The 26538-nt window shown below is 64.8% G+C and carries 27 protein-coding genes and 1 pseudogene; 6 read left to right on the top strand and 22 right to left on the bottom strand.

What is annotated here, in order from left to right:
* Both DCG74_RS13105 and DCG74_RS13100 read right to left on the bottom strand, forming a co-directional pair.
* Positions 1-966 (bottom strand): sialic acid TRAP transporter substrate-binding protein SiaP, encoded by a 966-nt coding sequence (locus DCG74_RS13105; protein WP_373569527.1) that lies wholly within the window; start codon positions 964-966, stop codon positions 1-3.
* An 82-nt stretch (positions 967-1048) separates the two neighbouring features.
* On the bottom strand, positions 1049-1858 hold the full coding sequence (locus DCG74_RS13100; RefSeq protein ID WP_172786927.1) for a FadR/GntR family transcriptional regulator: 810 nt from the start codon (positions 1856-1858) through the stop codon (positions 1049-1051).
* 141 nt (positions 1859-1999) lie between these two features.
* Here DCG74_RS13100 and DCG74_RS13095 point away from each other — a divergent pair, with 141 nt between their 5' ends.
* Positions 2000-3484: a mannitol dehydrogenase family protein gene (locus DCG74_RS13095; protein ID WP_172786928.1), complete on the top strand. Its 1485-nt coding sequence runs from the start codon at positions 2000-2002 to the stop codon at positions 3482-3484.
* Positions 3485-3578: 94 nt separating this feature from the next.
* Positions 3579-3986 carry a nuclear transport factor 2 family protein gene (locus DCG74_RS13090; protein WP_172786929.1) on the top strand — a complete coding sequence of 136 codons (408 nt, stop codon included), beginning with the start codon at positions 3579-3581 and terminating at the stop codon, positions 3984-3986.
* Positions 3987-4010: 24 nt separating this feature from the next.
* Here DCG74_RS13090 and DCG74_RS13085 read toward each other — a convergent pair whose 3' ends face one another.
* The gene (locus tag DCG74_RS13085) at positions 4011-4766 is read right to left on the bottom strand and encodes an HAD family hydrolase (RefSeq protein WP_172786930.1); all 756 of its coding nucleotides are present in this window, start codon (positions 4764-4766) and stop codon (positions 4011-4013) included.
* A 155-nt stretch (positions 4767-4921) separates the two neighbouring features.
* Between DCG74_RS13085 and DCG74_RS13080 the strand changes: the two genes are divergently transcribed.
* The gene (locus DCG74_RS13080; protein WP_172786931.1) at positions 4922-5770 is read left to right on the top strand and encodes an SDR family oxidoreductase; all 849 of its coding nucleotides are present in this window, start codon (positions 4922-4924) and stop codon (positions 5768-5770) included.
* 119 nt (positions 5771-5889) lie between these two features.
* Positions 5890-7157: pseudogene (locus tag DCG74_RS13075) on the top strand (serine hydrolase domain-containing protein).
* 58 nt (positions 7158-7215) lie between these two features.
* On the opposite strand, the gene DCG74_RS13070 reads toward DCG74_RS13075, so the two are convergent.
* Complete coding sequence (locus DCG74_RS13070) at positions 7216-8103, bottom strand: dienelactone hydrolase family protein (RefSeq protein WP_172786932.1); 888 nt, start codon at positions 8101-8103, stop codon at positions 7216-7218.
* 612 nt (positions 8104-8715) lie between these two features.
* Here DCG74_RS13070 and DCG74_RS13065 point away from each other — a divergent pair.
* Positions 8716-9294, top strand: a complete 579-nt coding sequence (locus tag DCG74_RS13065; RefSeq protein ID WP_172786933.1) for a MarR family winged helix-turn-helix transcriptional regulator — start codon at positions 8716-8718, stop codon at positions 9292-9294.
* A gap of 12 nt (positions 9295-9306) precedes the next feature.
* On the opposite strand, the gene DCG74_RS13060 is transcribed toward DCG74_RS13065, so the two are convergent.
* Positions 9307-10257, bottom strand: a complete 951-nt coding sequence (locus DCG74_RS13060; RefSeq protein ID WP_172786934.1) for a hypothetical protein — start codon at positions 10255-10257, stop codon at positions 9307-9309.
* Between the two features lie 820 nt (positions 10258-11077).
* Here DCG74_RS13060 and DCG74_RS13055 point away from each other — a divergent pair.
* Complete coding sequence (locus DCG74_RS13055; protein ID WP_172786935.1) at positions 11078-11848, top strand: response regulator transcription factor; 771 nt, start codon at positions 11078-11080, stop codon at positions 11846-11848.
* Positions 11849-11983: 135 nt separating this feature from the next.
* Here the strand turns inward: DCG74_RS13055 and DCG74_RS13050 are convergent, their stop codons facing one another.
* From DCG74_RS13050 to DCG74_RS12970, 17 genes are all read right to left on the bottom strand, one after another.
* The gene (locus DCG74_RS13050; RefSeq protein WP_172786936.1) at positions 11984-12442 is read right to left on the bottom strand and encodes a hypothetical protein; all 459 of its coding nucleotides are present in this window, start codon (positions 12440-12442) and stop codon (positions 11984-11986) included.
* The gene (locus DCG74_RS13045; protein ID WP_172786937.1) at positions 12439-12939 is read right to left on the bottom strand and encodes a flagellar biosynthesis protein FlgN; all 501 of its coding nucleotides are present in this window, start codon (positions 12937-12939) and stop codon (positions 12439-12441) included. Before DCG74_RS13045 ends, DCG74_RS13050 begins: the two co-directional genes overlap by 4 nt.
* Positions 12940-12978: 39 nt before the next feature.
* The gene (locus DCG74_RS13040; protein WP_172786938.1) at positions 12979-13461 is read right to left on the bottom strand and encodes a rod-binding protein; all 483 of its coding nucleotides are present in this window, start codon (positions 13459-13461) and stop codon (positions 12979-12981) included.
* The gene (locus DCG74_RS13035; RefSeq protein WP_172786939.1) at positions 13458-13877 is read right to left on the bottom strand and encodes a hypothetical protein; all 420 of its coding nucleotides are present in this window, start codon (positions 13875-13877) and stop codon (positions 13458-13460) included. Before DCG74_RS13035 ends, DCG74_RS13040 begins: the two co-directional genes overlap by 4 nt.
* Before the next feature lie 4 nt (positions 13878-13881).
* Positions 13882-14634 (bottom strand): flagellar biosynthesis protein FliR, encoded by a 753-nt coding sequence (gene fliR, locus DCG74_RS13030; protein ID WP_172786940.1) that lies wholly within the window; start codon positions 14632-14634, stop codon positions 13882-13884.
* Positions 14631-16712 (bottom strand): flagellar biosynthesis protein FlhA, encoded by a 2082-nt coding sequence (gene flhA, locus DCG74_RS13025; RefSeq protein WP_172786941.1) that lies wholly within the window; start codon positions 16710-16712, stop codon positions 14631-14633. The genes fliR and flhA overlap by 4 nt, the downstream gene beginning before the upstream one ends.
* Before the next feature lie 76 nt (positions 16713-16788).
* The gene (gene fliQ, locus DCG74_RS13020) at positions 16789-17055 is read right to left on the bottom strand and encodes a flagellar biosynthesis protein FliQ (protein WP_025034323.1); all 267 of its coding nucleotides are present in this window, start codon (positions 17053-17055) and stop codon (positions 16789-16791) included.
* The gene (gene flgD / locus DCG74_RS13015; protein ID WP_172786942.1) at positions 17052-17474 is read right to left on the bottom strand and encodes a flagellar hook assembly protein FlgD; all 423 of its coding nucleotides are present in this window, start codon (positions 17472-17474) and stop codon (positions 17052-17054) included. Before flgD ends, fliQ begins: the two co-directional genes overlap by 4 nt.
* Positions 17475-17489: 15 nt before the next feature.
* Positions 17490-17900: a flagellar biosynthesis repressor FlbT gene (flbT, locus tag DCG74_RS13010; RefSeq protein ID WP_172786943.1), complete on the bottom strand. Its 411-nt coding sequence runs from the start codon at positions 17898-17900 to the stop codon at positions 17490-17492.
* Positions 17900-18244 carry a flagellar biosynthesis regulator FlaF gene (gene flaF, locus DCG74_RS13005; protein ID WP_172786944.1) on the bottom strand — a complete coding sequence of 115 codons (345 nt, stop codon included), beginning with the start codon at positions 18242-18244 and terminating at the stop codon, positions 17900-17902. Before flaF ends, flbT begins: the two co-directional genes overlap by 1 nt.
* A 55-nt stretch (positions 18245-18299) precedes the next feature.
* Positions 18300-19346, bottom strand: a complete 1047-nt coding sequence (locus DCG74_RS13000; RefSeq protein ID WP_172786945.1) for a flagellar hook-associated family protein — start codon at positions 19344-19346, stop codon at positions 18300-18302.
* 3 nt (positions 19347-19349) lie between these two features.
* Entirely contained in the window at positions 19350-20825 is a 1476-nt protein-coding gene (gene flgK, locus DCG74_RS12995; protein WP_172786946.1) for a flagellar hook-associated protein FlgK, read from the bottom strand.
* Positions 20826-20859: 34 nt separating this feature from the next.
* Positions 20860-22089, bottom strand: a complete 1230-nt coding sequence (locus tag DCG74_RS12990) for a flagellar hook protein FlgE (protein WP_172786947.1) — start codon at positions 22087-22089, stop codon at positions 20860-20862.
* Between the two features lie 90 nt (positions 22090-22179).
* On the bottom strand, positions 22180-22761 hold the full coding sequence (locus tag DCG74_RS12985) for a transglycosylase SLT domain-containing protein (protein WP_172786948.1): 582 nt from the start codon (positions 22759-22761) through the stop codon (positions 22180-22182).
* Entirely contained in the window at positions 22712-24049 is a 1338-nt protein-coding gene (locus tag DCG74_RS12980) for a flagellar hook-length control protein FliK (protein ID WP_172786949.1), read from the bottom strand. The genes DCG74_RS12985 and DCG74_RS12980 overlap by 50 nt, the downstream gene beginning before the upstream one ends.
* Positions 24046-25224 (bottom strand): chemotaxis protein, encoded by a 1179-nt coding sequence (locus DCG74_RS12975; RefSeq protein WP_172786950.1) that lies wholly within the window; start codon positions 25222-25224, stop codon positions 24046-24048. Before DCG74_RS12975 ends, DCG74_RS12980 begins: the two co-directional genes overlap by 4 nt.
* Positions 25221-26534, bottom strand: a complete 1314-nt coding sequence (locus DCG74_RS12970; protein ID WP_172786951.1) for a MotB family protein — start codon at positions 26532-26534, stop codon at positions 25221-25223. The genes DCG74_RS12975 and DCG74_RS12970 overlap by 4 nt, the downstream gene beginning before the upstream one ends.
* Positions 26535-26538 lie beyond the last annotated feature (4 nt).

The following is a 26538-nucleotide window of genomic DNA, read 5'->3' as shown; positions in this document are numbered from 1 at the left end:
TTATTTCACCGCCTGGATCTTCTCCCAATCCGCCTTGCGGTAGCCGAACGTCTCGAACGCGACGTTCTTCAGCACGGTGTCGCGGAACTCGTTTTTGTCGACTTCGGTCACGGTCAGGCCCTTGTCCTTGAAGAAGGCGACCAGCTTGGTTTCGTTTTGCTTGATCTCACCCGTGGCCTTGGCTGCCGCCTCCTGCGCCACGTCGGTCAAGATCTTCTTGTCCTCGTCGGAGAGCTTCTTCCACAGCGCGCCGGCGATCACGGTATTGAGGTGGTCGACGATGTGGCCGGTCAGCACGATGTGCTTCTGCACCTCGTAGAACTTCTTGGCCTCGATGGTGGTCAGCGGATTCTCCTGCGCCTCGACGGTGCCGTTCTGGAGCGCGAGATAGACTTCGGCGAACGCGATCGGCGCGGTGTTGGCGCCGCAGGCGCGCGGCATGGCGAGATAGGCGGGCACATCGGGCACGCGCATCTTCAGACCCTTCATGTCGGCGCAGGTCTTGATCGGCTTGTTCGACGACGTCTGGCGCACGCCGTAATAGGTCACCGCGACGATGTGGTGGCCGCTCTTGTCCTCATAGCCCTTGGCGAGCTCCTTGAAGATGTCGCTCTTGGTGTAGGCGAGCAGATGATCGGCATCGCGGAAGGTGTAGGGATAATAGGTCACGCCGATCGGCGCAAAGCTCTTGGCCGCGAAGCTCGAGCCGGAGATGATGATGTCGACCGAGCCGAGCGACAGGCCCTGGTTGATGTCGGCCTCCTTGCCAAGCTGCGAGGCGGGATAGACCTCGATCTGGTAGCGCCCGTTGGTGCGCTTGGCGATCTCCTGCGCGGCCCAGACCGACGCCGTGTGGAACGGCTCCGAGGTCTCGTAGACGTGGGCCCATTTGAGCTTGGTCTGCGCGATGCTCGCGCTGGTCGCCGCCAACAGCGTGGCGGCGGAAATCACTGCTGTAATCGTCATCTTCTTCAACATCGACTTTTCCTCCATCGTTCAAGTCTGCTTCTTGTTGGCTCGCCCCGGCATGGATGCGAGCCGCCCAATCTCACCGCCGCCGCGAGCTGCCGCTCTTGGCCTGTTTCTTCGACGGTCGTTTTGATTTCGCCGGCTGAACCGCGGACGGCGCCGCCTGCTTCCGTGCAGCCGCTGCTTCTGCTGATGTCTCGGCACCAAAATTCTGTGCAAAGCGCTCCTGCGAATGCGCGAGGTGATCGCGCATGGCGTCATAGGCCGTCTGCGGCCGGCGCGCAGCGATCGCGTCGCGCACGGCCCGGTGCTCGTCGAGCGCGGTTCGCCACGTGGTGGGGTTCTCGAAATAATGCGCCAGCTGCGCGAAATAGGGATTGAGGCGCTGGTCGAACAACTCGCCGACGACCCGCACCAGCACGGCGTTGCCGAGACATCCTGCGATGGCGATGTGGAAGGCGCGGTCATGCACCATCGAGGCTTCGCCGGGATGGTCGACATTCTCCATCGCGACGAGCGCGGCGTCGATGCGGTCGATGTCGTCTTTGGTCGCCACGCGCGCGGCTTGCTCTGCGATGGCGCTTTCGAGGAATTCGCGGGCACGCAGCAACTCGAACGGGCCTTCGATGATCGCTGATGGCGCGGGCACGGCGTCGGCGGGCTCGGTCACATAGATGCCGGAACCGACGCGGATGCGCAGCCGGCCCTCGACCTCGAGCGCAATCAAGGCTTCGCGCACCGTCGGCCTCGACACTTTGAGCTGCTCGGCGAGCTCGCGCTCGGTCGGCAAGCGGCTGCCGACCGCGTACTCGCCGCTGTCGATCAGGCTTCGCAATTGATCGGCGACCTGGCGATAGAGCCGTCTCGCCTCCACAGCTTCCAGCGGCACGCTGGTCCTCCCGAAAGGTCTCGCGAGGTCGTTTGGACCCCCGGCCTGCCAATTTTGGAAAATTGGTCTTACCAATTGACCAGAGCATTGACCTGATAGGGGCGCCGTGTCAAGCAGCGGCAAAGCAAAGGGGAGACGTCCATGCGCCAGAGCTCGATGCGCCTTGGTCGCGCCAATCTCGACCGGTTGGCACCTGCCATCCGCCGTCCGGCCTATGACCGATCGCGCCTCACGCCTGGCATCGTGCATCTCGGCCTGGGGGCATTTCATCGCGCGCACCAAGCGGTTGTCATCGACGATTGCCTTGCTGCAGGAGCGACGTCCTGGGGCATCGTCGGCGCCAGCCTGCGCAGCCCGGATACGCGCGACGCCCTCGCCCCGCAGGACCACCTCTACACAGTCGCCGTGCGTGCCGCCGAAGGTACCGAGCACCGGGTCATCGGCGCACTGCTCGACAGTGTCGTCGCGCGCGAGAAGCCGGCAGCCCTGGTCGAACGGATGACCGATCCTTCCACCCGCATCGTTTCGCTCACCGTCACCGAGAAGGGCTATTGCCACACGCCGCAGACCGGCGATCTCGATGAGCGGCATCCCGACATCGCGCATGATCTGAACAATTTCGACGCGCCGCGCTCGACGCCGGGCTTCATCGTCGCCGCGCTGGCACGGCGGCGGGCGCAGGGTCTTTCGCCCTTCACCGTGCTGTGCTGCGACAACCTCGCCGCCAACGGCCACACCGTGCAGCGGATCGTGACGCAATTTGCCGCGCTGCGCTCGAAAGATCTCGGCAAGTGGATCGCCGATACGGTCGCTTTCCCCTCGACCATGGTCGACCGCATCGTGCCGGAGACGACGGATGCCGATCGCGATGCGATCGCATCCGCGCTAGGCATGCGCGACGCCTGGCCTGTCATGACCGAGCCGTTCACGCAATGGGTGGTCGAGGACCGCTTCACCGCGGGCCGGCCAGACCTTGCCGCGGCGGGGGTCGAGCTCGTCGGCGACGTCAAGCCGTTCGAACTGATGAAGCTGCGGCTGCTCAACGCCAGCCATTCCGCGCTCGCCTATCTCGGCTATCTCTCCGGCTACGAGACCATCGCCGACACCATGCAGGATCCTCACTTCGCACGCCTCGCCGCACGAGTGATGGAAGAGGCTGCGGTGACGCTGACGATGCCCGTGGGCACCGATCTTGGCGCCTATCGCGCCTCGCTGCTCATGCGCTTCGCCAATCCGGCGCTGCATCACCGCACCTGGCAGATTGCCATGGATGGCTCGCAAAAGCTGCCGCAGCGGTTGCTCGGCGCGATGCAGGATCGCCTTGCCAGGGGCCTGCCGATCGCAACGCATGCGCTCGCGGTCGCCGGCTGGATGCGCTATGTCAGCGGCGTCGATGAGCAGGGCCGCGCCATCGACGTGCGCGATCCGCTCGCCGGGGAGTTCGCCGCGCTGGCGCGCGAGGCGGGGCCCGTTGCCGAGCGCCTCGCCCCCGCACTGCTGGGGGTGGCGAAGGTGTTCGGGCCGCTCGGCGCCGAGCCTCGCCTGCGCGAGGCCGTCACCGTGGCGCTCGGCCGCCTCTATGCCGACGGCGCACGGCGGGCCGTGGCAACGCACGTTTCGGCGTGACCACGACGCGAGCAGCGTCTTGAATGCTGCACTGCGGCCAAAATCGACGGAAGTCGCGCTTGATTTTTGCCCGTCGTTGCCCCACCCGAGAGCGATGGGAAACGACACCAAGGTCATCGCCGCCAACGCGGCCTTCTACGCCGCTTTTTCAACGGGCGACTTCGCCGGCATGGAACGGATGTGGGCGGACGACGACGGCATCTCCTGCATCCATCCCGGCTGGCCGGCGATCATCGGACGCGCCACCGTGATCGGAAGCTGGCGCGACATCCTGCAGAACCCGGAGCGGCCGCAGATCGTCTGCGCCGAGCCGCAGGCGATCGTCGACGGCGACAGCGCCCGCGTGCTTTGCATCGAGATCGTCGACGGCACTGCGCTGGCCGCCGCCAACCATTTTCGCCGCGTTGGCAACGACTGGCGCCTGGTGCACCATCAGTCCAGTCCGATCGCGCAGATTGTCGAGCAGGCTGAGGACGATAGGGCCAGTCACCGCGTCCACTGAGCACGGCGATCACGCGAGCGTGATCTACTGTGCATGGGGTTGTTTTTCAGTTTTTGTTTGGCGGTCCGAAAGTTCCGACAGATCGTCCAGCACGGCCCGCGCCGCGGTGAAGTCATCGTCCCCGAAGAACATGCTGCGGGTGATCAGAACCGGAATGCCCGCGCGGGAGGCTGCGACCAGACCATTGGCGGAATCCTCGATTGCAACGCAATCGGACGCCTCGAGGTTCAGCCGCGCCAGGATCTCGAGATAGACGTCCGGCGCCGGCTTCTTGTGCCTGACGTCATCGCCGGCGACGATCGCGTTGAAATCCGCAGCCCAGCGTTTGCCCAGCGCCCGCGACAGCAGCGCATCGATATTGCCGTGCCAGGTGGTGGTCGCGATCGCAAGAAGCTGGCCGCGCGCCTTCGCGGTCGTGAGCAAATCCGTCACGCCCGGCCGCAAGGGGCAGCGGCCGGTCTCGACCAGCTCGGCATAATGCGCGGTCTTGATGCAGTGGAGCTCTGCGATGTCCATGTCCGACAAGGGCGGAGCGGTTTCTAAGCTTGTGTGGTAGGCACGCATGCGTTCCTTGCCGCCCGTCACCCGCAGCAGGTCCTTGTAGACGGCGCGGTCCCATTGCCAGTCGAGACCGCGGCGGGCGAAGGCAAGGTTGAAGGCCTGCCGATGCAGCTCCTCGGTTTCGGCCAGGGTGCCGTCAACGTCGAAGATCAGCGCGGCCGCGCGGCGGATCAATTCGGCGGCGCCTGCTGGCGACTGAACCAACGCTTCGGCCTGCATGATCGATCCCTCCCTTCCGATGCTGCGAGAAGCGAGCATCGACCGAGCCTGTGGGGGAGACAAATCGCAATATCTTTTGCCGGACCCAAAAATCTCTTATGAGCGAACTGCGCATGACGGCGCGAACGGGAACTTTCGACCTGCACAGGAGGCGCATGCGGCTCTTCATTCTCGGCCTCGGCTACAGTGCCCGGCACTTCGTCCGCAAGCACGGCGACAGCTTCTCGCATGTCGCCGGCACCGTGCGCGATCCCGCGCAGCGGAACGATCTCGCCGGCATCGAGGTGCATCCGTTTTCCGGTAGCGATCCGTCGCCCGAGACGGTTGAACGGGTTCGCCATGCCGACGTCCTCCTGGTGTCGATCCCGCCCGGCAGCACCGGCGATCCCGCGATCGCGGCGTTCGGCGGCGTGCTCAAGGGAAACCGCTGCAAGGTCGTCTATCTCTCGACCATCGGCGTGTATGGCGATCACGCGGGCAGCTGGGTCGACGAGAGCACGCCGCCGCAGGCCGTCCTCGACCGCACACGGATGCGGATCGCGGCAGAGCAGGCCTGGACGGATGCGACGGGCGGCGATGCGGCGATCCTGCGGCTTGCCGGCATCTACGGTCCCGGCCGCAACGCGCTGGCGACGCTGCGCGCGGGAACGGCGAGGCGCATCATCAAGCCGGGACAGGTCTTCAACCGCATCCACGTCGACGACATCGCGAGCACGATCATGGCCGCCATCCACCACGTGCGCGGCGGCACCTGGAACATCTGCGACGACGAGCCCGCGCCGCCGCAGGACGTGATCGCCTATGCCGCACAACTGATCGGCGTGGCGCCGCCGCCGGAAGAAGCGTTCGCCACCGCCGAGATGTCGGCGATGGCCCGCAGCTTCTATGCCAGCAGCGCGCGGGTCTCCAATGCGAAATTGAAGCGCGAGCTCGGCGTCACGCTTGTCCATCCCACCTATCGGCACGGCCTCGACGCTCTCTGGCGCGCGGGCGAAGGACCATAGGGTTCCTGCGCTCCGATGCCTGCCAGACATGCCTTGCCCGCGCTTGACTTCGTGCCTGCGGTCATGATCTAGGCGTCGAGCGAGCCACCACACAACGAGCTCGCCCCTTGGGAGGATGCATGAACAAGACGATCGCCATGATCGCGGCGACGATTGCCGTCGTCACGCTCAGCGCCGCGCGCGCCGCGCCGCTGCCCGAAGCCAATCCCGACGATGTCGGATTTTCGAAACAGGGCCTTGCACGCCTCGATGATTTCTTCGCGCGCGAGATCGCGGCCAAGCGCGTGCCCGGCGCAGTGGTCGCCATCGCCCGTGACGGCAAGCTCGTCCATTACAAGGCCTATGGCCAGCTCGACCCGGCCAGGGGCACGCCGATGCCGATCGATGCGATCTTCGCGCTGGCGTCGATGACCAAGCCGATGGCAGCGGTCGCCGGCCTGACGCTGATGGAGCAGGGACGGCTGCCGCTCCAGGCCAAGCTGTCCGATTACTACCCGGGCTTCGCCGACATGAAGGTCGGCGTTCCCCAGGCCGACGGTTCGCTCAAGCTCGAGCCGCAGGCCTCGCCGATCTTCATCCACGATCTCTACCGGCATACGTCGGGGTTGATGTATGGCGGCCGTCCGGACTCGTCGAGCCCGGTGGCGCGGCAATATCCCGATGGCACAGCGCCGGCGATCGAAGGCGACACCCAGGCCTTCATCGATCGCCTCACCAAGCTGCCGCTGGCGCATCAGCCCTCGACCGAGTTCGAATACGGCTTTTCGATCGACGTGCTCGGCGCCGTCGTCGAGAAGGTCAGCGAGCAGAAGCTCAGCGACTATCTCGCCGCCAATGTCTGGCAGCCGCTCGGCATGAAGGACGCGACCTTCCATCCGACCGACGCGCAGCGCCCGCGCCTCGCCCGCCCCTTCGCGAACGATCCGCTGACGGGCAAGCCGCAGGCCATCAAGCTCCTGGACACCCCGACCAAGTTCGACTGCGGCGGCGCCTGCTCGTTCGCGACGGTCGGCGACTACATCCGCTTCGGACAGATGCTGCTCAACGGCGGCGAGCTCGACGGTCAGCGCATCCTCGGTCCGAAGACGGTCCGTCACATGACGACGAACCATCTCGGCCCCGAGATCAAGAACAACGTCGCCAATGTCGAGCCGCATCGCGGTGGCTTCGGCTTCGGCCTTTCGGTCGCGGTCCGGACGGCCGAAGGATTATCGTCGGTCCCCGGCAATCCCGGCGAGTTCACCTGGAACGGAGCTTACGGGACGCAGTTCTTCTGCGATCCCAAGGAACGTCTCGTCGTCGTGGTGGGGACGGCGGCGCCGGGTGAGCTCAGGAATATTATCGCGAGCAGGTCCAGGACATCGTCTACGGCGCGATGACGAAGTGAGATCGTCACGCCCTGAAAGAGAAAGGGCGGCCGCTCTGGCCGCCCTCTTGATTGAGCGTCAGCTCAACACGCCGTATTTCTTGAACCAGGCCTCTGCCTGCTTCCAGGCATCTTCGGCGGCGTCCTTGCGGTAGCTGCCGCGATAGTCGGCATGGAAGCCGTGCGGCGCTTCGGGGTAGATCTTGAAGTCGGCCGGCTTTTTGCTCTGCTCGAGCGCTGCCTTCATCTGCTCGACCTGGGCGACGGGAATGCCGGTATCGGCGCCGCCATAGAGGCCGAGCACCGGCGCCTTCATCTCGGGCGCGAGCTGCAGCGGGCTCCTCGGCCACAACGGGTTGGCGGGATCGACCAGGGTCCCATAGAAGGCAACGCCCGCCTTGAGCGCACCGCTGTGGGCGGCATATTCCCAGACCGTGCGGCCGCCCCGGCAGAAGCCGATGGTGCCGAGCCGCGTTGCGTCGCCGCCTTGCGATCCTGCCCAGGCGACCACAGCATCCAGATCCGACAACAACTCCGCGTCCGGCTTCGCATTCACCACCGGCAGCAGCTCCTTGACGTCCGCGACCTTGGTCAGGTCGACGCCCTTGCGGAAATAATAGTCGGGCGCGACCGCGAATGCGCCGAGCTTGGCGAGACGCCGCGTCACGTCCCTGATGTATTCGTGCAGGCCGAAGATCTCCATCGCCACGATGATCACCGGCGCCTTGGTATTGCCGGCCGGGCGGGCGAAATAGGCGGGCATTTCCTCGGAGCCGACCTTGATCTTGGCATCACCGGCCTGGAGGCCGCTGGTATCCGTCGTGACGATATCGGCCCGGACCGGACCGGCCGCGAGCGTGTAGCCCGCGGCGACGGCTGCGGTGGCGCTCATGAATCCGCGGCGCGAGAGCGGGGCGACTTTCGTCAGTCCAATGACGTCGGATGTGATGGTGTTTTCAAAGCTCATCGATCTTCCCATTCCTGATTCCCATGCTGATGCCCCTCGGGCGCCGCATTCGCCAATAATTGCGGGACAAAGGCAACTCACCAGCCTGCGAGGACACGGCTCACCGCCTCACCCCTTCGTTGGCGAGCACCGGTGTCCGCCGTCCGCCGGAGCCCGATCGTGTGCCGGACTTAACCGTCTAGCTGCACTGCATCGCAACATCCATTAACCGAAAGAAGCGGTTCTTTCCCTGGCGCCAGGCCTGCCGTCGCTGCAGAGAATGCTCCTATTCGCGCACCCGACAGGCTCTGCCGCAACAAATTGCAATCCCGGTGACGATGGTGACACATCATGTTGTTCGTGCACCGTGCGTCATCACCAATTCACGTGCAAACCGACGTCATTTGATTGAAATTTTCGGAGGATCTGGGCCGCGCGATTTACCCGGTCTTTCTTTGTGACACCCTAGTTCCACGGCCGGAAGTTCCATCTTCGGAAACGCAGAGGCTTCTTCCCGCGACGCGCGACGCTCGCCGGCAACGGACGACGAAGCGCAAGCGGGTTCATTCCCGTCCGCCCCGATTGCGCTAATCAAGGCTCAATTGAATAAAGTTTATCCGACCTGGAACTGAAATGAATTTGGCGCGCGAATCGATAGAACTGTTGGAGCAGGCCGCACGCATCCTGTGGTTCGAAGGCACCAAGCATGGTTTGCGCGACCGCGAATGGATGGCGCTGCGCTTCCTCTCCCGCGCCAACCGGTTTTCCCGAACCCCCTCGGCGCTGGCGAGCTACGTCGGCACCACGCGCGGCACCGCCTCGTTCATCATCGGCGAGCTCGAGCGGCTCGGCTATCTCGAGCGGAAGCGCTCGGCCACCGACAAGCGGTCGGTGACGTTGAGCGTGACCCAGCAGGGCAAGAAGTTTCTGGTGCGCGACCCCGTCAACGTCCTCGTCGAAGCGATTGCCGTTCTCGGTGACGAGGTCAAGATCCGCTTCCGCGACACGTTCCGGCACGTGCTTGACCACTCCGATGCCGCCGAGCAACGGCACCACACCGACGTCTGCAAGCGGTGCATCTTCCTGCGGGAGGATCGCGCCGGTACCGACAGCAAGACGGCGGCCGAGTTCAGCTGCCGCCTGTTTCGCGCGCCGATTGCCGAGGCGGAGGTCGATCTGCTGTGCACCAGCTTCGAGCATCACCGCCAATAGTAGGCCGCTCGATCAGGGCGTTGCCTTGCGCGACGAATAGATGACGCCGCCGCTGGCTTCCACCACCAGGCGCCCGTTCTCGTTCCTGATCTCTTCGATGCGGCCAAGACCGGGCACCTGCTGTCCCAGCACGGCTTCGATGACGCCGTTCGGGCCTTGCAGGATCGCGATCCCCTCATAGGCCTGACGGACCGACCAGCCCTTGATTGCCTTGCGCGGCGCCGACGCCCGCTCGGGTGCAGGCACCGATCCCGTGAATTCGGGCGCGGCGACTGCGGCCATCATCGGCCCTTGCGGCGACACCGGCTGCGTTTGCACCGTCGCCGGCGCAGGAGCCTGGGCCTGCACCTGAGCGAGCTTGTCGAGCTTTGCCGTCGAGGACGAGCTCACCCGCTCGATCCGGTCCAGATTCTCCGCAAACCTGCCGAAGCGATCGTTCGTGACCTTGCTGGATTGATCGACCGCGGTGCGCAAGCCGTCGAGATTTTCAGACACGCCCGACACCTGCTTGCGCAGCTGCGCGACGGTCTCGCGCAGATTCCTGATCTCCGCATTGGCCGCAACGTTGTTCGGCGCCGGCTGGGTGGTGAGATAGGCGATCACGCCGGTGCAGGCGCAGACCACCAACATGGCAGCGACCGCCAGCGTTGCGAGCGGCACGACCCATGTCGGACGAGGCGGCGGCGGCTTCGCCACGATCACGGCCGGCTTGATCGCGACCGGCGCAGGTTTCGGGATTGCCATCTTGTCGAGCCGTGCCTTGGCACGAATGCGCTTCAAGCCCTCGAGTGCCTCCTTTGCGAGAGCTTCGTCGCTCGCCGCGGCCGATACACGCTTTGCGCTCGCGGCAGGCTTGGGCGTTCGCGCCGCGTTGTCCATTGTATCGCTCGCCTCCGGCGCCGGCTTCGCCGCCGCGAAAACATCCGCGGTCGCGTTGGGACGAGCTTGTCCATCGGACAACATATGCAAATGCTCCGTTCGGTTCGGTCTGTCGAGCGGTGACGCTATTTGCCGAAGCTTGCCTGAAACGTGCGTGTCGAAAGCTTTTCATCACGCGCGATGAGGCGTCGCATGAGTCGATCGCGTCATACACGTGGCGAGAGTGCGACTCGAAAGACACACACTCGCCAAGATTTCACCAAGCTGGAGTCGCGGCGCAGACGTGAGTCGAATTGTCGCACGCGGTAAAGCGGGTTCCAGTGTCAATCCGGGGTTGAAAACCCCACAATTTGCATGACCCGGAGCACCACCCAAAACGGCTGTAATTGTACGGGGATGCGGAACCATACAACCACGACGGTGCAAAACTAGTTTAGGATTCAAATCAACTGATACGATTGGATATATCAAGAAACAACCCGAGACGAATCAACAGTATCAAGCACACGTAGCAATCGCTTTCTTACGCACGCTTGATCGGGAATCGGCAATTGTTACGGTCCTACTCAAGTGATTCTCGCCAGTTGGCGAGGAGATCGACACAGTTCAGCAGTGTTCGGACGCGATGAGCAACTTGGCGCAACTGTTCTAGGTCGTTTCTCAATCTGCTCCGCGAGGTGATCCGTAAGACGCCCGCCGAGCCTCACGCAGTAAGCGTTTCAGTAACGAGTTGAAGTAACAGGCCCGCGAGACGCAGGCACTGAACGCGTAGGGCTGCCCGCGAATATCGAAACCATAACAACGGTTCGCGGGATGGAATGTCGTCAAACAGCATCGTTGCCGAGCCGGGGCATCACAACAACCCAACCGGCCGCAACAAGTGCGAAACAGGGGCGAAAGACTGATGTATATTATCGTTGATGATCGCGAGAGCGTCGCGAACAGCTACGTCGGAGGGCTCGTTCGCGAAGGCGTATCGTCGATCGGCTTCTCCTCCGGAGAATTCTGGGACTGGTTGCAATCTGCGAGCGAATCCGATCTGGCGGCGGTGGACGCCTTTCTCCTCGGGGATTGCGATGCCCGCGGAAGCCTGCCGCGGGCGATGCGCAAGCGCTCATCGGCTCCCATCATCGCCATGAGCGGCCAGAAGATGCTCAAGAACACGCTGGAGCTGTTCGAATCGGGCGTGGACGACGTCGTGCACGTGCCTATACACCTGCGCGAGATCCTCGCCCGAACGGCCGCGATCGCGCGCCGCCGGGTGGGCGAGCTGCCGAGACCCTGCGAGAGCAGGATCCAGGTCTTCTTCAACGGCCGTGACCCCGAAATCGCGGGCCACGCCCTCACCCTGCCCCGCCGCGAACTGCGCATTCTCGAATATATGGTGGCCAACCACGGCAAGTGGATCACCAAGACGCAGATCTTCAACGCGGTCTACGGCATCTTCGAGTCCACCTTCGACGAGAGCGTGATCGAGAGCCACGTCAGCAAGCTGCGCAAGAAGCTCCGCGACCGCCTCGGCTTCGACGCGATCGTGGCCCGGCGTTACGTCGGATACCGCCTCAACATCCCGGCGGGCGAAACCCTCGACGAGCCGGTGCAGGAGCTCGACGACGTCGGCATCCTCCTGAACCGGGCGCAGGCCGCCCCGGCCGCATACCCGGCCAGCAACTGACGCGGCAGGACATCGCCACCAAACCGGTAACGGCCTCTGCGAGCAGCAGAGGCCGTTGCGCTTTCAGCGGCAGAGACGGCAGCACGCGGGCTTGCCGTGGCGGCGCAAGCGCCGCGCTATTCCGAACAGCATGCCCTACGGCTTCTGCTGGAATTCTTCCTTGGAGACGTAGTTGAAGTCCTCGACCAGGACGTCCTGGACGATATCACCCTGCATCCGTTCGTTGACGCGTTGCTTGATGGCCGTGGTCAGGATGGCGAGGTCGTAGCGGGCGAGCTTCCTGAAGTCGAGACGATCGTCGGCGTAGATCCTGCGGAAGGCCTCGTCGACGACGAATGGCTCCGGTGGAACGTTCAGCTGGTGCATGGTCCGCCCCTCCATGGTGTAGACGAAGCGCGCGACGATGTAGCCCTGCACATTGCCGTTCTCGACCATCGGCACGCTCAGCGCCCGCGTCTTGTGATATTGCAGCCCTTCGAGATATTCGTCCTTCGCCGGCAGCAGGCTGCCCTTCTCCTTCCAATAGGCGACGGCATAGCTCGTGCCCGCCGTGAGGATGCATACCCAGAGCCCGGCCAGCACCAGTCTGATCATTTTCCGTCCTGCGCTGTGCGACCGGTATAGGTGCCGTCCGACTCGGCGTCCTTGACCGCCTTGACGATGATGCTCGCGACCTCGCGGACCGCGTCGTAGTGCATTTCCAGAATGGAACGATTCCGTTCGAGCTTCTCCCGCAGCCGCTGAATCTCCTCGGTGATCTCGACCTGGCCGCCGAGGTGCATCCGCGCCCGCATCAGGCGGACGAACTCGAGCATGCTCCGGCTCTTCCGCGCGCTGAAGTCGTCGAAATCGATCTTCTGGCCCGTCGCGAGTGCGGTCGTCTCCTCCTCGACGATACTCGCGAGCCGGCGTATTGCAGCCAGCAGGCCACGCATTTCGTCCGATCTCACCGCATCCGCGGCGTCGACCATCGCCTCGCCACCCCCGATCGGCAGCAGCACGGGCAGCAGCGCGGCTTCCGTCGTCATCATCTCGGTGTCCGCGACCGCCTGGTCCATCGCCACGGCTACCGCGCCTTCATGTGCCTGCATTGGAAATTCACCTCTCAACTTCTGTCACCCGTTCGCCGATCACGATCCGGCCTTCCCCGCAGCGTCCGGTCCGGCCGGGTGTGCGGCGGCGAGCTGCCGGGCGATGCCGACGCCCTTGCCCTTTGCCAGCTGATTGCCGAGCTGCTCTGCAAGCATCGACTTCCAGACGCCGCCAGCCGTGCCCTTGCCGAAGACCTCCTCCGAGTCCTTCGGCAACATCGTCTCGACGAAGGTCTGGAGGATGAAGGCTTCGAACTTCCGGTAGACCTCGCCGGATGCCGGCGCCTTGATCACCTGCACCGGTGCACCGTTCACTGCCCCCGACTGTGCTTCGGCGACTCTCGCCGCGACTTGGTCGGCAGACGCCGCTTTGGCCTTGCCGACTTCCGCCTCCATCGTGGCGGCGAAATCGGCGTCCGATGATTTCAGCGCATCGAGCTTCGCGGTCGCGGCGCGCTGCGTCACGGGGTCGGCGGCTTCGAGGACGTCGAGGACGAGGTCGGGCGTCGCTGTCACGATCATGTCTTGTTCCGGTTGGCTGGCAGTGGCGTCCACGCGCGCACGGTAAGGCTCGTTCCCGTCATGTCCTCGAGCGAGCGCTTCTCGGCATCGCGGAGCTTGTCGGCGAGCGCGGCCTTGGCGACCTCCTCGAGCTGTTTCACGCGGCGGGTCTCGCGGCGAACCTGGTCGAGCTGCTGCGCGGCCTGCGCCTGCACCGCGCGGGCGCCGACGCTCGTCCTGTTGAGCCGCCGGGCGATCGATTCGTTCGACGATCCCGCCGGCGGCTTTCCATCGTTCAAGGCTCCGACCAACCATTCCTGCTCTTCTTGCAGCATGCGCTCATGCTGCCGCAATTGTGCGAGCTGCCATTCGGAGAGCCGGAGCTGAAGCTTCACCAGCGAGACCATCCGGCCGAGCTTGTCCGCGCGCGACGTCATGACGTCACTCCGCCAGCCACGACGACACGCCCAGCATGAACTGCGTCAGCAGCTCGTCGCTGGTGAGGTAGAGCAGCAGGAAGCCGCCGAACAGCACGAAGGGCACCGAGATGAAATAGACCGGAATGGCCGGCGTCAGCTTGTTGATCAGGCCGACCGCCAGGTTGACGATGACCGAATAGACGATGAAGGGGCTCGAGATCCGCAGCGTCAGCACGAACGCTTCCGAAAGGCGGCCGACGAGCAGGTCGAGCGCCACGCCGCCGCCCAGCCTGTTGCCGGGCTTCCAGACGTCGTAGGAGTTCATCAGCCCCCGCAGCACCTGCCAGTGCTGGTCGGTCATGAAGAACAAAGTGGTGACGGCCGCCATGATCAGCGGCACCAGGGCCGGTGCCGGATCGGTGTCGGCGACCGGCGTGCCCGGGATGTTGCTCAGGCCGATCGCGCCCGCCATCATGGTCGCCATGGTCTGGAGGGCGAGGAAGAACACGCGTCCGCCGAGCCCGATGACGCTGCCGACCACGAGCTCGGAGCAGATCAGGAGCGCCAGCGTCAGCGGCGCCGCGTTGTCCGTGAGCGGCTTCAGGACGGCGATCAGGATCGGCGTCAGCGCAAACGTCGTGACCAGGGCGACGAACAGGCGCACCTGGGGCGGCACGTTGACGCTGGAATAGCCGGGCACCAGCATCAGGCAGGCACCGATGCGGCAGAACACGATGAACGTCACCAGCACGCTGTCGGCGAGCCCGGAGATCACGATATGGCTCCAAGCGCCCTGATCTCGGCGCTGCGCGCGACTTCGACATGCGACAGGATCGGCAATGTCGGGAACACACGCTCCAGGATCATCCGGACATAGGGCCGCGCTTCCGGCGTCACGGCCAGCACCACGCTGGTGCCGCTCTCGGTGAATTTCCGGATCGCGGTGCTGGCTTCGGTCGCGAACTGTTCGATCAGGCGCGGGTCGGCGTCGAACTCGACGACGTCACCCTTGGCATCGCGCTTCAGGCTCTGGTGGAAGGCGAGGTCCCAGCGGTTGCCGAGACGGACCACGTTGAGCACGCCATTGTCGGAGAGATCGCCGCAGATCTGCTGGGCGAGCCGCGTCCGCACGTGCTCTGCGACCTGCTCGGAGCGCCGCACATGCGGCGCGATCTCGGCGATCGCCTCGAGGATCAGGTGGAGGTTTCGGATCGACACGCGCTCGGCCAGCAGGATCTTCAGGATCGCCAGCAGGCCCGAATAGGAGATCTGCGACGGGCACAGATCCTCGACCAGGCGCTTGTATTCGGGATCGAGCCGGTCGAGCAGGGCACGCATGTCCTTGTAGGACAGGAGCTGGGCGAGGTTCGCCCTGATCACTTCGCTCAAATGCGTGAGCAGCACCGACAGATTGTCGACCGGCTTGCAGCCCTGCCGCTTGACTTCGTCGGTGAAGGCTTCCGTCACCCACAGCGCCTTCATGCCGAACGCAGGCTCGATCACCTCGTCGCCTGGCACGTCGGGCTTGCCGTCCTTGTCGACCAGTACCAGCACCTCGCCGAGCCTGAGCTCGCCATGGGCAACGCGCGTGTCGTGAATGCGGATCTGATAGCTCTTGGGATCGATCGACAGATTGTCGGTCAGCTTGATCTCGGGAATGACGAAGCCGTACTGCTTGGCGAATTTCTTGCGGATCTTGGCCACGCGGTGGGCAAGCTCGTTGCGCGAGCCCAACAGATGGACCGAAAGGTGGCCGCCGAGCGCCAGCTCGATCTCGGCGGTCTTGAGCTGCTCCTTGACGGATTCCTTGGCCTCGGCCTGGGCGCGCTCGTCGGCCTTGGAGGCCGCCTCCTTGCGCTCCCGCGCGGCTTGGCGCTTCGGCAGCGAGTAGCCGACGAAGGCCATGACGCCCCCGAGCAGCACGAACGGCGCCATCGGCAGCCCCGGCATCAGAGCGAGCACGAACATCATCAGCGCGGCCGCCGACACCGCGCGCGGATAGCCGCCGAGCTGCCGCAGCACCGCCTGCTCCGCCGAGCCCCTGGTACCGCCCTTGGAGACCAGGAGGCCCGCCGACAGCGAGACGATCAGCGCCGGCATCTGCGACACCAGACCGTCGCCGACGGAAAGCTTGGTGTAGACGTCGGCGGCGCGGGACAGAGTCAATCCGTGATGAGTGACGCCGATGACGATGCCGCCGAAGATGTTGATCGCGGTAATGATGAGGGCGGCAATGGCGTCGCCGCGGACGAATTTCGAGGCGCCGTCCATGGCGCCGAAGAACGCGCTCTCCTCTTCGAGCTCGCGGCGCCGGCGCTGGGCCTCCTTGTCGTCGATCAGGCCGGCGGACAGGTCCGCGTCGATCGCCATCTGCTTGCCGGGAATGGCGTCCAAGGTGAAGCGGGCGCCGACCTCGGCGATACGCGTCGCGCCCTTGGTGATCACGACGAAATTCACCGTCACCAGGATCGCGAAGATGATGAGGCCGATGACGAAGTCGCCGCCCATGACGAACTTCGAGAAGCCGGCAACGACATGGCCTGCCGCCTGTTCGCCCTCCCCACCCCGCGACAGGATCAGGCGCGTCGTCGCGATGTTCAGCGCCAGGCGCAGGATCGTCGCGATCAGCAGCACGGTCGGGAAGGCCGAGAAGTCGAGCGGCCGCTGAATCCACAGCGCGACCATCAGGATCAGCGCCGACAGCGCGATCGAGAACGCGAGGCCGAGGTCGATCAGGATCGGAGGAATCGGCAGGAACAGGATCGTGAGCATGGTCACGATGCCGCCGGCGAAGAAGGCATCCGTTCCGAGGCGGCGCGGATTGGGCAGGCTAGCAGCTAACGTATCGGCCATGGGTCACCGGCAGAGGGGTCCGGTTCGCAATCTGCCGCGCAAAGCTTACGCGGGGATGGTGCCGGGGCCGTCCGGATCAGAAGCCGCGTTCGATCCGCGAATAGACCATCTCGGTGAAGGTCGACAGATGCGCGCCGATGAAGGAGCCGGAGACGGCTACGACCAGGAGAATGACGATGATCTTCGGAACGAAGGTCAGCGTCACCTCCTGGATCTGGGTCAGCGCCTGGATCAGCGCGATGACGGTGCCGACCAGCATGGCTGCACCGACTGCCGGCCCGGAGGCGACGATGATGGTCCAGATCGCCGCCTGGACGATATCGAGGGCGTCCCGCTCGTTCATGATTGGCTGATCGTGAGCCCCGGTCCGACCGCGACCTTCGTGCCGTCCTGAAGGGTCGCGATGGAGCCGTCGCTGTTGATGGAGACCGAGACGACCTTGCCGCTGAAGGTGGCGCCGGTCGAGTCGGTGAAGCTGACCGTCTTCCCGATCAACCCGTTGGCCTGCGACAAGGACTGCGAGGACAGCAGCGCGTCGAGCTTCGAATTCGTCTGCATCGCCTGCTCGACGGTCGAGAGCTGGGCGAACTGGCTCATATATTGCGAGGTATCCATTGGATTGGTCGGATCCTGATTCTTCATCTCGGCAATGAGGAGCTGGAGAAAAGTGTTGTAGTCCACGCTGTTGCTCGACGTCGGCGAGTTGGTCGCGTTCGAGCTGGACGACTTGCCGGTCGTGTCGGTCGCGCTGTTAACGTTCATCTTGTCTCTCCGCTGTCAGGCAGCTTCGACCGGGGAAACATTGGCGGCGCCCGCCAGGATGGCCTGCTCCACCGGAAACAGCGCCCGAATCCGCTTGAGCGCCTCGAAATAGCGGGTCGCCCCGACCAGCTCGTGGATCGCGCCGAGCCCGTCGAGCATCTCGCGGCTCTCGCAAACGGCACACAGGGCCGCGTAATGCTGCGCGTAGAGCGCGGCGGCGTCGCGGACGTCGGTCGGGTTCATCAGCATGAGCTGGACGATGAAATAGAGCTGTCGCAGCGCCGTGGTGGCGTCTGACGCCTGCATGACCTGCCCTTCGAGCAGGAACATCACGTCGTTGACGAGCTCGACGGAGACCTTGCGGTCGACGCGGAGCACCGCGCCGTTGATGTAGATCCGTTCGCCCGCGCGCAAGGAGATCTTCATTAAAGCGCGTCTCGGATCAGGCGGTTGATTTCGATGAGCTGTACCACGTCGCTCGACCGCTGCTCGCGGAGGCGGTCGGCTTCCTTGACCACCCACAGCCCGATCGAGATGATGTCGGCGCGCAGCTTGTCCGGCAGCCCGTTCTCGGGGTGTGCGAGATCCTCAATGAAGATCGTCCACAGCCGCCGCACATAGAGCAGGCTCTCGACCTGGTCCTCGAGGCTGAAACGCCCCTTCTGGATCCGCTCGAGCCGGTCGATGCCGAGGCTGAGCGCCTGCCGCTCGCGGCTGCGCGCCTCATAGCCACTTTCGTCGACGACCGCTTCATAGGCTTCAAACGTCATCAGGACCACTCTTCGCAGGAGACCGAACAACTGGACAAAGGTTACGAGCCCCTATTCAGAGATAATTGATGAGGCTGATCTTCTGGAGCTGCGAAGTGAGCGCCAGCGCCGTCTGGATCTGTGTCTGCAGCGTGTTGACCCGGACCGAGGCTTCGGTCGGGTCGACCTTCTCCATGCCGACGATCTGATTGTTCAGGATGTCCTGCTGCGTCTTGAGCTTGGTGGTTGCTGTGGTGATCCGCTGCTGGACCGTGCCGACGCTGCCGCCGAGCGCAGCGAGGTCGTTGATGGCGTTGCCGACGAGCCCGATGGCCTTGTCCACCACGACCTGGAACGTCTCCTGGCTCAGCTTCACGTTCCCGAGGTCGGCCATCATGGTGTAGGCCTCGGCGAGCTTGCGGAAGCCGGTCTGGTTGGCGCTCACGGACGTATCGGCGATCTCGGTGGTGGAGATCCGGCTTTGCATGGTCTGGTCGGTCGCCGACGACCAGTTGGTGTTCCAGGCCGGGCTGGCAAACTCGGCATCGAAGGTGGTGTCGAGGAAGGTCTGCATCTGGGCCGGCGTGATGGTGGCGACGCTGGCTGAGGATTGCGAGAAGCCGAAGGCCGCGAGAAAATCCGCATCGACCTGGTTCTTGCTGGCCGAGCCCGCGACGTAAGGCGTGATCGGCGCGTTCTGCGTGTTGATGCCCGAGAACAGATAGGAGCCGTTATAGGAGACGTTTAGCGCCCCGATCAGATCCTGGAGATTGGAGGATGCAGGCGGCAGGATGACCCGCCCGCCGCCGTCGGTGCTGCGGGCCGCGATCAGGTCCTTGAGGAAATCCGTCGCGGTCTTGCTGAGCTGGGTGATCCGGTTCTGCGTCACGTCCAGGCGCCCCGAGACGAGCCCGTTGGTGTCGACGAGCTGATCGGCGAAGCTGAAGTCCGCCCGCAGCGTGAGGTCGCTTCCCGTCGTTGCACCGAGCTCGAGGCCGATATCGGCGAAGCGGCCGGTGGTCGCCTCGGTCGAGGCCTTGCTCAGCGCCGCCTGGTTGTTCGTGATCGAATACCTCAACGAGGAGGACAACATCAGGGTGGAAATGTAGTTCGCGCTCATCATGACTTAGTTCCCTACGGCAGCGAGCAGGCTCTGCAGCATTTCATCGACGGTCGAGATGATCTTCGACGAGGCCGAATAGGTGCGCTCGACCTGGAGCATCAAGGCCATCTCGTCGTCCATGTTGACGCCGTTGACGTTGGACAACGCCGTGATGCTGCGGTTGAGCAGCGTGCTCTGGTACTCGGAGTTGTCGTTGGCGGCCTTGCGCTGGTTTTCGATCCAGCTTGCCGAGGACGATGCGAAGTCGATCAGGCTGCCGCTCGGCTTGCCTTGCGTCGTTGCATCGAACGGCTGCGAGGCATCCATGCCGCCGATGAGCTGCTGCAGCCGGGTCGAATAGCCGCCGTTGCCGGCGGTGTTGGATTGATAGGCGGGGTTGCCGCTGATCGCACCGTCGCGCAGCAGATTCGGGTTGCCGCCCAGGGCCGGATCGACCGATGCGGCGACCGAGATCGTGCCGGCGAGGCCCACCGAGACGGTTGCGCTCGCCGGCATCGCCGGCGCGCCCGGATAGGTGAAGAGACCGGGAACGTCGGGCAGTGCCGCGGCGGTCTGATCGCTTTCCCTGAACGTATTGATCAGGCCGCGCGCGATTTCGTCGAGCTGGCTCTGATAGGTGACGGTGTCCTGGTCGCGCAGCTGAGCCAGCCCTGCGAGCTTGCCCGACTTCAGCGGCATCACCGAATTGGCCCCGGTCACGGGTACGCCGTCGATGTAGACGGCATTGCCCGTGGTGCCGGCGGTGTAGGCGGTCGTCGGCGCAAAGCTCACCGACCGCGCCGTCTTGTCGAACAGCACGACGCCGCTGTCGGCGTAGAGCGCCGCGTCGCCGTTGGGGCGGATCGACATGGTGACGCCGACCTCCTGCGACAGCTGCGAGACGATGCTGTCGCGCTGGTCGAGGTAGTCGGTGATGTCGTCGCCGGAGATCGTGCCCTTCACGATCGCCGTGTTCACGGTCTCGAACTGCGAGAGCAGCTGGTTGATGTTCTGAACCGACGTCTTCATGTCGGCATCGGCGCTCTCGCGGACCGACTGCACGGTCCGGGTCGCCTGGTTGAGCGCGGTCGCCATGTCCTTGGCGGACGCGACGGCCGCCTGTGCCAGCGTGGTGTTGTCCGGGGCGTTGGCATATTTCTGCAATGCCTGCTTCAGCGCATTGAGCTGCGCCGTCGGCGACTGGTCGAGCTCGGGATCGTCCACCGTCGCGGTGGCGATCTTCTGCAGGCCGTCATAGATCGCGGTTTGCTTGGCCGACGACGAGGTCGCGATCAGGACGTTGTTGTAGAGGCCCGAGCTGGCGGCGCGCTGGATCGCCGCGACATAGACGCCGGTGCCGGGCAGATTGTCCAGCACGGTGAGCTTGCGCGAATAGCCGGTGGCGCTGGCACCGGCGATGTTGCGCGAGATGACCGACGACTGGATGCTCGACGCCATGAGCGAGGAGCGAGCCGAGTTGAGAGCGGCGGTAAGCGACATGGCGTGCTCTTGCCCGAAACGAGCGCCGAAGAATTCAGCGCTTCAGGTTGACGACGACGTCCAGCAGATCCGCGCCGGTCTGGAACGATTTCGAGTTCGCCGTGAAGCCGCGCTGGGCTTCGATCATCGAGGTCAGTTCGTCCGCGAGATCGACGTTGGAATCTTCCAGCGCGCCGGATTTGACGGTGCCGAGACCGCCCTGGCCGGCGAGGCCAACCTGCACGTTTCCGGACTCCAGGTTCGGCGAATAGACGTTGCCGACTTCGGGCGTCAGATGGTCCGGGCTCGGCACCGTGGCGAGCGCGATCTGGAAGCTCGGTAGCGTGGTGCCGTTCTTGAGGACGGCGGTGACGATGCCCTTGTCGTCGATGTTCACCTTCTCCACGGCGGACGGAGCATTGCCGTCGACCGTCGCCTTGAAATCGAAGGCGGCAGCGACCTGGGTCATGGCCGACATATCGATATTGAAGGCGGCGGAACCGCCCGGGATCGCGACCGAGAGCGCCGTCGGGCTCGCAGCGGCCAATTTGCCCTTGCCGGTCGCGGTGACGTCGAAGGTGAACGTGGTTGCGGGGCCCGGCGTCGTCAACGCAGTGGCGCCGTTGTAGACCTGGATATCCCAGGTATTGGCGCCCGTCTTGGCAGCGTAGACGTCGAGCGTCACGGCATTGCCGATATTATCGTAGGTCACCATCGACGTCTTCGACGTGTAGTTGGCGGGCCCTGCCGGCGCTGCGATCGCGGTTGCGCTCGGATCGAAATTGGCGGCCACGGTCGCCTTGGTCGATGGCGCGGCCTGCAGCGCCATCTGATTGACGTTGATGACCTGAAGGCCGCCGAAACCGTTGGCGGCGACGTTGGGCACGGCACCGTTCGCGATGTTGTAGCCCATCAGCTGGAAGCCGGCTGTGTTGACGAGGTTGCCGGTTTCGTCGGGCACGAACGCGCCCGCACGGGTGAGGAAGTTATTTCCGTTCGCGTCCTGCACGACGAAGAATCCGTTGCCCTGGACCGCAAGATCCGTCGTCGATGTCGTGAAGTGATAGTTGCCGGCGTCGGAGATGGCATAACGGACGGTGGTTTCGACCGCGCCGGAATCGTAATTGCCGGAGCCGCTCTTCAGGATCAGCGAGGAGAACTCCGTCGAAGCCCGCTTGTAGCCCGTCGTGTTGACGTTGGCGATGTTGTCCGAGACCGTCGACAGCTTGTTGGACTGCGCGTTCATCCCGGAAACGCCGGTGCGCATAACACCATACAGGCTCATGAATTGGACTCCTTGGTCAGGTTGCAGCTACAATGCGGGGTCTTGCTTGCGCGGGGCTGATGATTGGGCGCGATGCACAACTTCATGTTGTCAGGTCGTTTTCGGCTGACAGAAGGAGCGAGCCTTGTCGGTCCACGCGCCGAAGCCGCTCGAGACGAGGTGCGCGACGATGTGACAGACGTAGCGCTTCTGCGCCGGCTGATTGTTGGGACCTGCGTTGTAGCGGGCAAGGGCCATGGTCCAGCTGCCTTCGCGCTGCTTCAACTCCTTGAGGAAGCGCGCGGCGTATTGGACGTTCCTGGCGGGATCGAACATCGCCCGCACCGAAACGAACTTGTCGCCGTGGTAATAATGGTTGATCTGCATGCATCCGAGGTCGATCAATTTGATCCCCTTGCTGCGCATGGTCTCGAAATTCGCGATTGCACCATCCATGTCCTTGGCGAACACGGTCTGGCCGTCGGCACCGAGAGCATAGGGATGGAGCGCGCCGCGCCGTCCGGTCTCGGTGAGCCCGACCGCATAGAGAATGCCGAGCGGAATCCCGTGCTGCTGCGCCGCGCGCGCCATCTCGCGCTCGCAGGGGCGCGCAGTTTCGGCGGCCGCCTGGGCCGCGCTCGCACTAGAGATAAACAGGGCCGCGACGATGATGCGCCGCCACATCCTGATCATGACGCGTCTCCTGGCTGAACGGGCGCTCCTGGCGGGCCTGCTTTGCGCCGCCGTCGGACTGCCCCGACGACGTGCCGGCACCGCCGAACGCGCCTTGCGACTGCGGCGAGGATTGTTGCTGACCCGAGAGCTGCGGCTGCGACTGGCCGGAGCCGCTCTGAAATCCATCCAGCGGGCCGTGCTGGACCGGCGCGACTTCGGCGACGTAGCCCGCCGACTGCATGAGGTCGCGGATCTGGTCGCGCTGCCGGTCGAGCATCTGGCTGGTGTCCTTGCGCTCGGCCGCGAGCTGGACGGACACTTCGGTGCCGACGAGGCGTAAGCGCACCGTGACGTTGCCGAGCGCGGGCGGTTCGAGATTGACAGTCAGGATCCTGAGCGGCTGATCCGGTGCGTTGGTCTGGGCGAGATCGGGCGCCGCGGACGCCGCCGCTGCCGACGGTTCCTTCAGCTCGGCGACGACTGCGTTGGCGACCTGCTGCGGAGCGTTGAAGTGCGCCGGTGGCAGATGGGTTTCCTGCTGGACCACGGTGACCTTGGTCGTCTCGGGCAGCGCGGCGCGCACTGAGGCCTTGGCAGCGCGCTCGACATCGGCCGTAACCGCCTCGAAGCCAGGTGATGCCGGCATTGCGCTCGAAGCCTCCGCACCTTGCGTCGGTGCCGGCTGCGGCGTGGCCATCGCCTGCGGCGCCGCGGCCTGCGAGCGTGCGCCGGCTTGGGCAGCACCGGATGGAACGGTATCGGCGGTCGCCACCTTCACGGTGCTTGGCGCCTCGTGCTTCGCCGAGGGGGGCCGCTCGTCGCGCGCGGGCGCGCCCTTGTCTGCGGACGGCAATTGCATCTGCGGCTTCGTGGCAGGCGCGGTAGCGATCTCCTGGCCGACCATGACAGCGATGCCGGATTGGTCCTGGCGATCCGTCCCGGCGACATCGTCGACCGGACGTGGTTTCTCCGTCGACTTGTCGGACTTGTTGTCGGAGGCCTCGTCCATGGACTTTGGATGTGCAGTTGTCGCCACACGTTCGCGCGGCGTCGCCTCCTTCGGCTTCTCCTGCTCGGTCGGGTGGATCAGGCGCGTGCGCAACGTTCCGGTCTTCGCGGCCGTCTCGCTGCCATCTTCGCTCAGTGCCTGCTTGGCGAGGTTCGAGACCGTGTGGAGCAGATCGTTGAACGACGAATTCGCCTGCGGTTTGGTTCCGGCGCCCTTTGCCGAGCGCGATCCGCGCACGTTGAGACTCTCGGCGAGACCGGAGAAGAGCTGTCCGGAGGTTCCATTGAGCTTGGTCATGGACGGCGGTCCTTGGTCAGGAGTTCGAGTTCGCCGAGCTGCTTCTGTGCGCGTGCGAGCGTCGCGGTCGATGACGCCAGATCGAGCCGCGCCGGCGTTGCCGGAGGCTTGTCCGCTGCTGCGGCGGATCCGCCCGCGAACGGCTTGCGGACGTCGAGCGCGAGCTGCACGGCGGCATTGAGAAGGGGGACGTCGCGCTCGGGCAGCTTCGACCGGTCGAGCGCCTTCAGTTCGGCGAGACCGCCGTCATATTCGTCGGTGAGCACCCGCGAGGCGCCGCGGAAGAAATGGGCGCGCTCGCGTTCCGCTGATGCGTCCGCGCTAAGCGTCAATGCCCGCTCGCCCGCAAGTCGGGTCATGGCCAGCCGTCCGCGCACCATCGCGGTGCGCGCGATCACGAGATAGAGCTTGAGGCGGCTGGCGCGATCGATCTGCTCCAGCAGGGCGGAGATCCGCGCAAAGCGGCGATCGTCGAGTGCCAGGCTCGACTGCGTCAGCCCCGCGGAGAAGCGCTGCCAGAAATCGCCGGCATAGATCGAATTGCGGTAATGGCGGATATAGGCCAGCGTCAGGAACTCGAACTTCTCGAAATCCTCCGCCTGCCCCACCAGCAGGATCTCGCGCCGCAGCGCCGCCTCCTCGACCAGCGTGCCCGGCAACAGCAGGCGCGCATCGTCCAGACGCTCGATCGCGAGCGACGCCTCGGCGCGCGCGAACAGCGCGCCCTGAACCAGCGCGACCTGTCCGCCCAGTCCTGAGGGAATGGTCCGCGGCTTGATCTCCTTGAGCAGCTCCCGCGCTTCCTCCTGACGACCCTCGACATAGGCGAGCGCACCATTGAACAGCCGCTCGTCGACGTTCATCTTGTCCCGCGGGAGCTTGCGGACGATTTGCGGCGCACCGCCGCTGAGCAGGTAGATGACGACCGCCTGGCCGTTCTGCGGATTGCTCCACACGGCGGGATCGGCCGCGAGAAACTTCTCCCCGATCTGCCGGATCAGCGCGATATGACTGCCATGTGCAGCAGTGTCGCCGTTGGCGATGCCGTCCTGCACCGCTTGCAGCGCGCGGACGAGCTCATAGGGTTCGCCGCCCTGGGGCGCAGGCTGGGCAAGCGCATTTGCCGCCATGAAGGGCAGCAGCAGCCAAGCGGCGCGGCGTAGCAGCCTGATCAAGGGCGCTTCTCCCGGATCAGGATCTCGATCCGGCGGTTCTGGGCGGCCGCCGGGTCGTTCGGAAGCTTCGGCCGCCGATCGGCGTAACCTTCGATATGCTCGATCCGCCGCACATCGACGCCGGAGCGAACCAGCATGTAGTAGGCCATCTGCGCACGCGCGGTCGACAGTCGCCAATTGTCGTAAGTTTCCGACCGATACGGCCGATTGTCGGTATGGCCGCGGACGATGATCATGCCCTGGCGCTTCATCAGCAGCGGCCCGATCTTGTCGATCGCGCGGATCAGCTCGGGACGCGGCTCCGCCGAGCCGACCGCGAACATTCCGAAGCTCGCATCGTCGGTCAGGCTGATCAGGAGCCCCTCCTCGACTTGACGCACCTCGGCCGCCGGTCCCGCCCCTGCCTTGATGTCCGACAGCGCCTCTGCGATCGCGGACTGAAGCTGCTTGAGGGTCGGCTGCTGCGTTTGCGCCACCTCGCGCGTTTCCGACTCCTTCGCCGTATCGTTAAGACGCGCCTGCGGGGCGGCGTTGGCCTGAACGCCGGCTTGGACGCTGCCCTCGCGTGCCGACTGCGTCGGTGCGGAGCCCGGCGGTAGCAGAGGCGACAGGCTTGCGTACGGGCTCTCCGGGTTCGGAGCCACGCTGCCGCCGGCATCATCCGTCCTGGTCCGGCGCGCCTGCGGCTCGCCCGGATTCGCGCCGGCTGCGCCGTCCCGCGCGGAGGCATTCGGCTTCGGCTCGTTCTCGATGAAGCGATCGGCGTCCTTGGACGCCTGCGGCGCCAGCTTCCAATAGCCGGGATCGAAGGGATCGCGATAGGCATCGCCCCCCTTGAGGCCGTCCTCTTCGGCGGAGGTCAGAGCGCCGGCGCGCCGCTGGCCACTAGACTGGTTCGCGCTATTGGCGATCTCGGCGAGCGTCGCATAGGGATCGCGGAACAGGACCTTCTCCTCGAAGGAGGCCGGCTTCTCGGCGGTCGGAGAGTCACCACGACGTTCTTCGTTCGTGCCAGCCGGCTGGCGCTTGCCGTCCTGACCTTCGAACGAGGTCGGCTCCTTCTTGGAGAGATTCTTCAGGCCCTTCGGCGCGGGGGCATTTTCCGCGAGCTGGATCGGGTTGAAATAACTCGCGACCACCTGCTTCTGGTCCTGGTTGAGCGCGTTGAGCAGCCACATGACCAGGAAGAACGCCATCATCGCGGTCATGAAGTCCGCATAGGCGATCTTCCAGACGCCGCCGTGATGCGCCTCCTCGGCGAAGGCGCTGCGGCGGCGGACGATCACGATCTCATGCTTGACCTCCTCCATGACG

This window comes from Bradyrhizobium sp. WBAH42, from assembly GCF_024585265.1.
GTDB lineage: Bacteria > Pseudomonadota > Alphaproteobacteria > Rhizobiales > Xanthobacteraceae > Bradyrhizobium.
The sequence above is the reverse complement of the archived record's forward strand: the minus strand, read 5'-3'. Positions and strand labels throughout refer to the sequence as shown.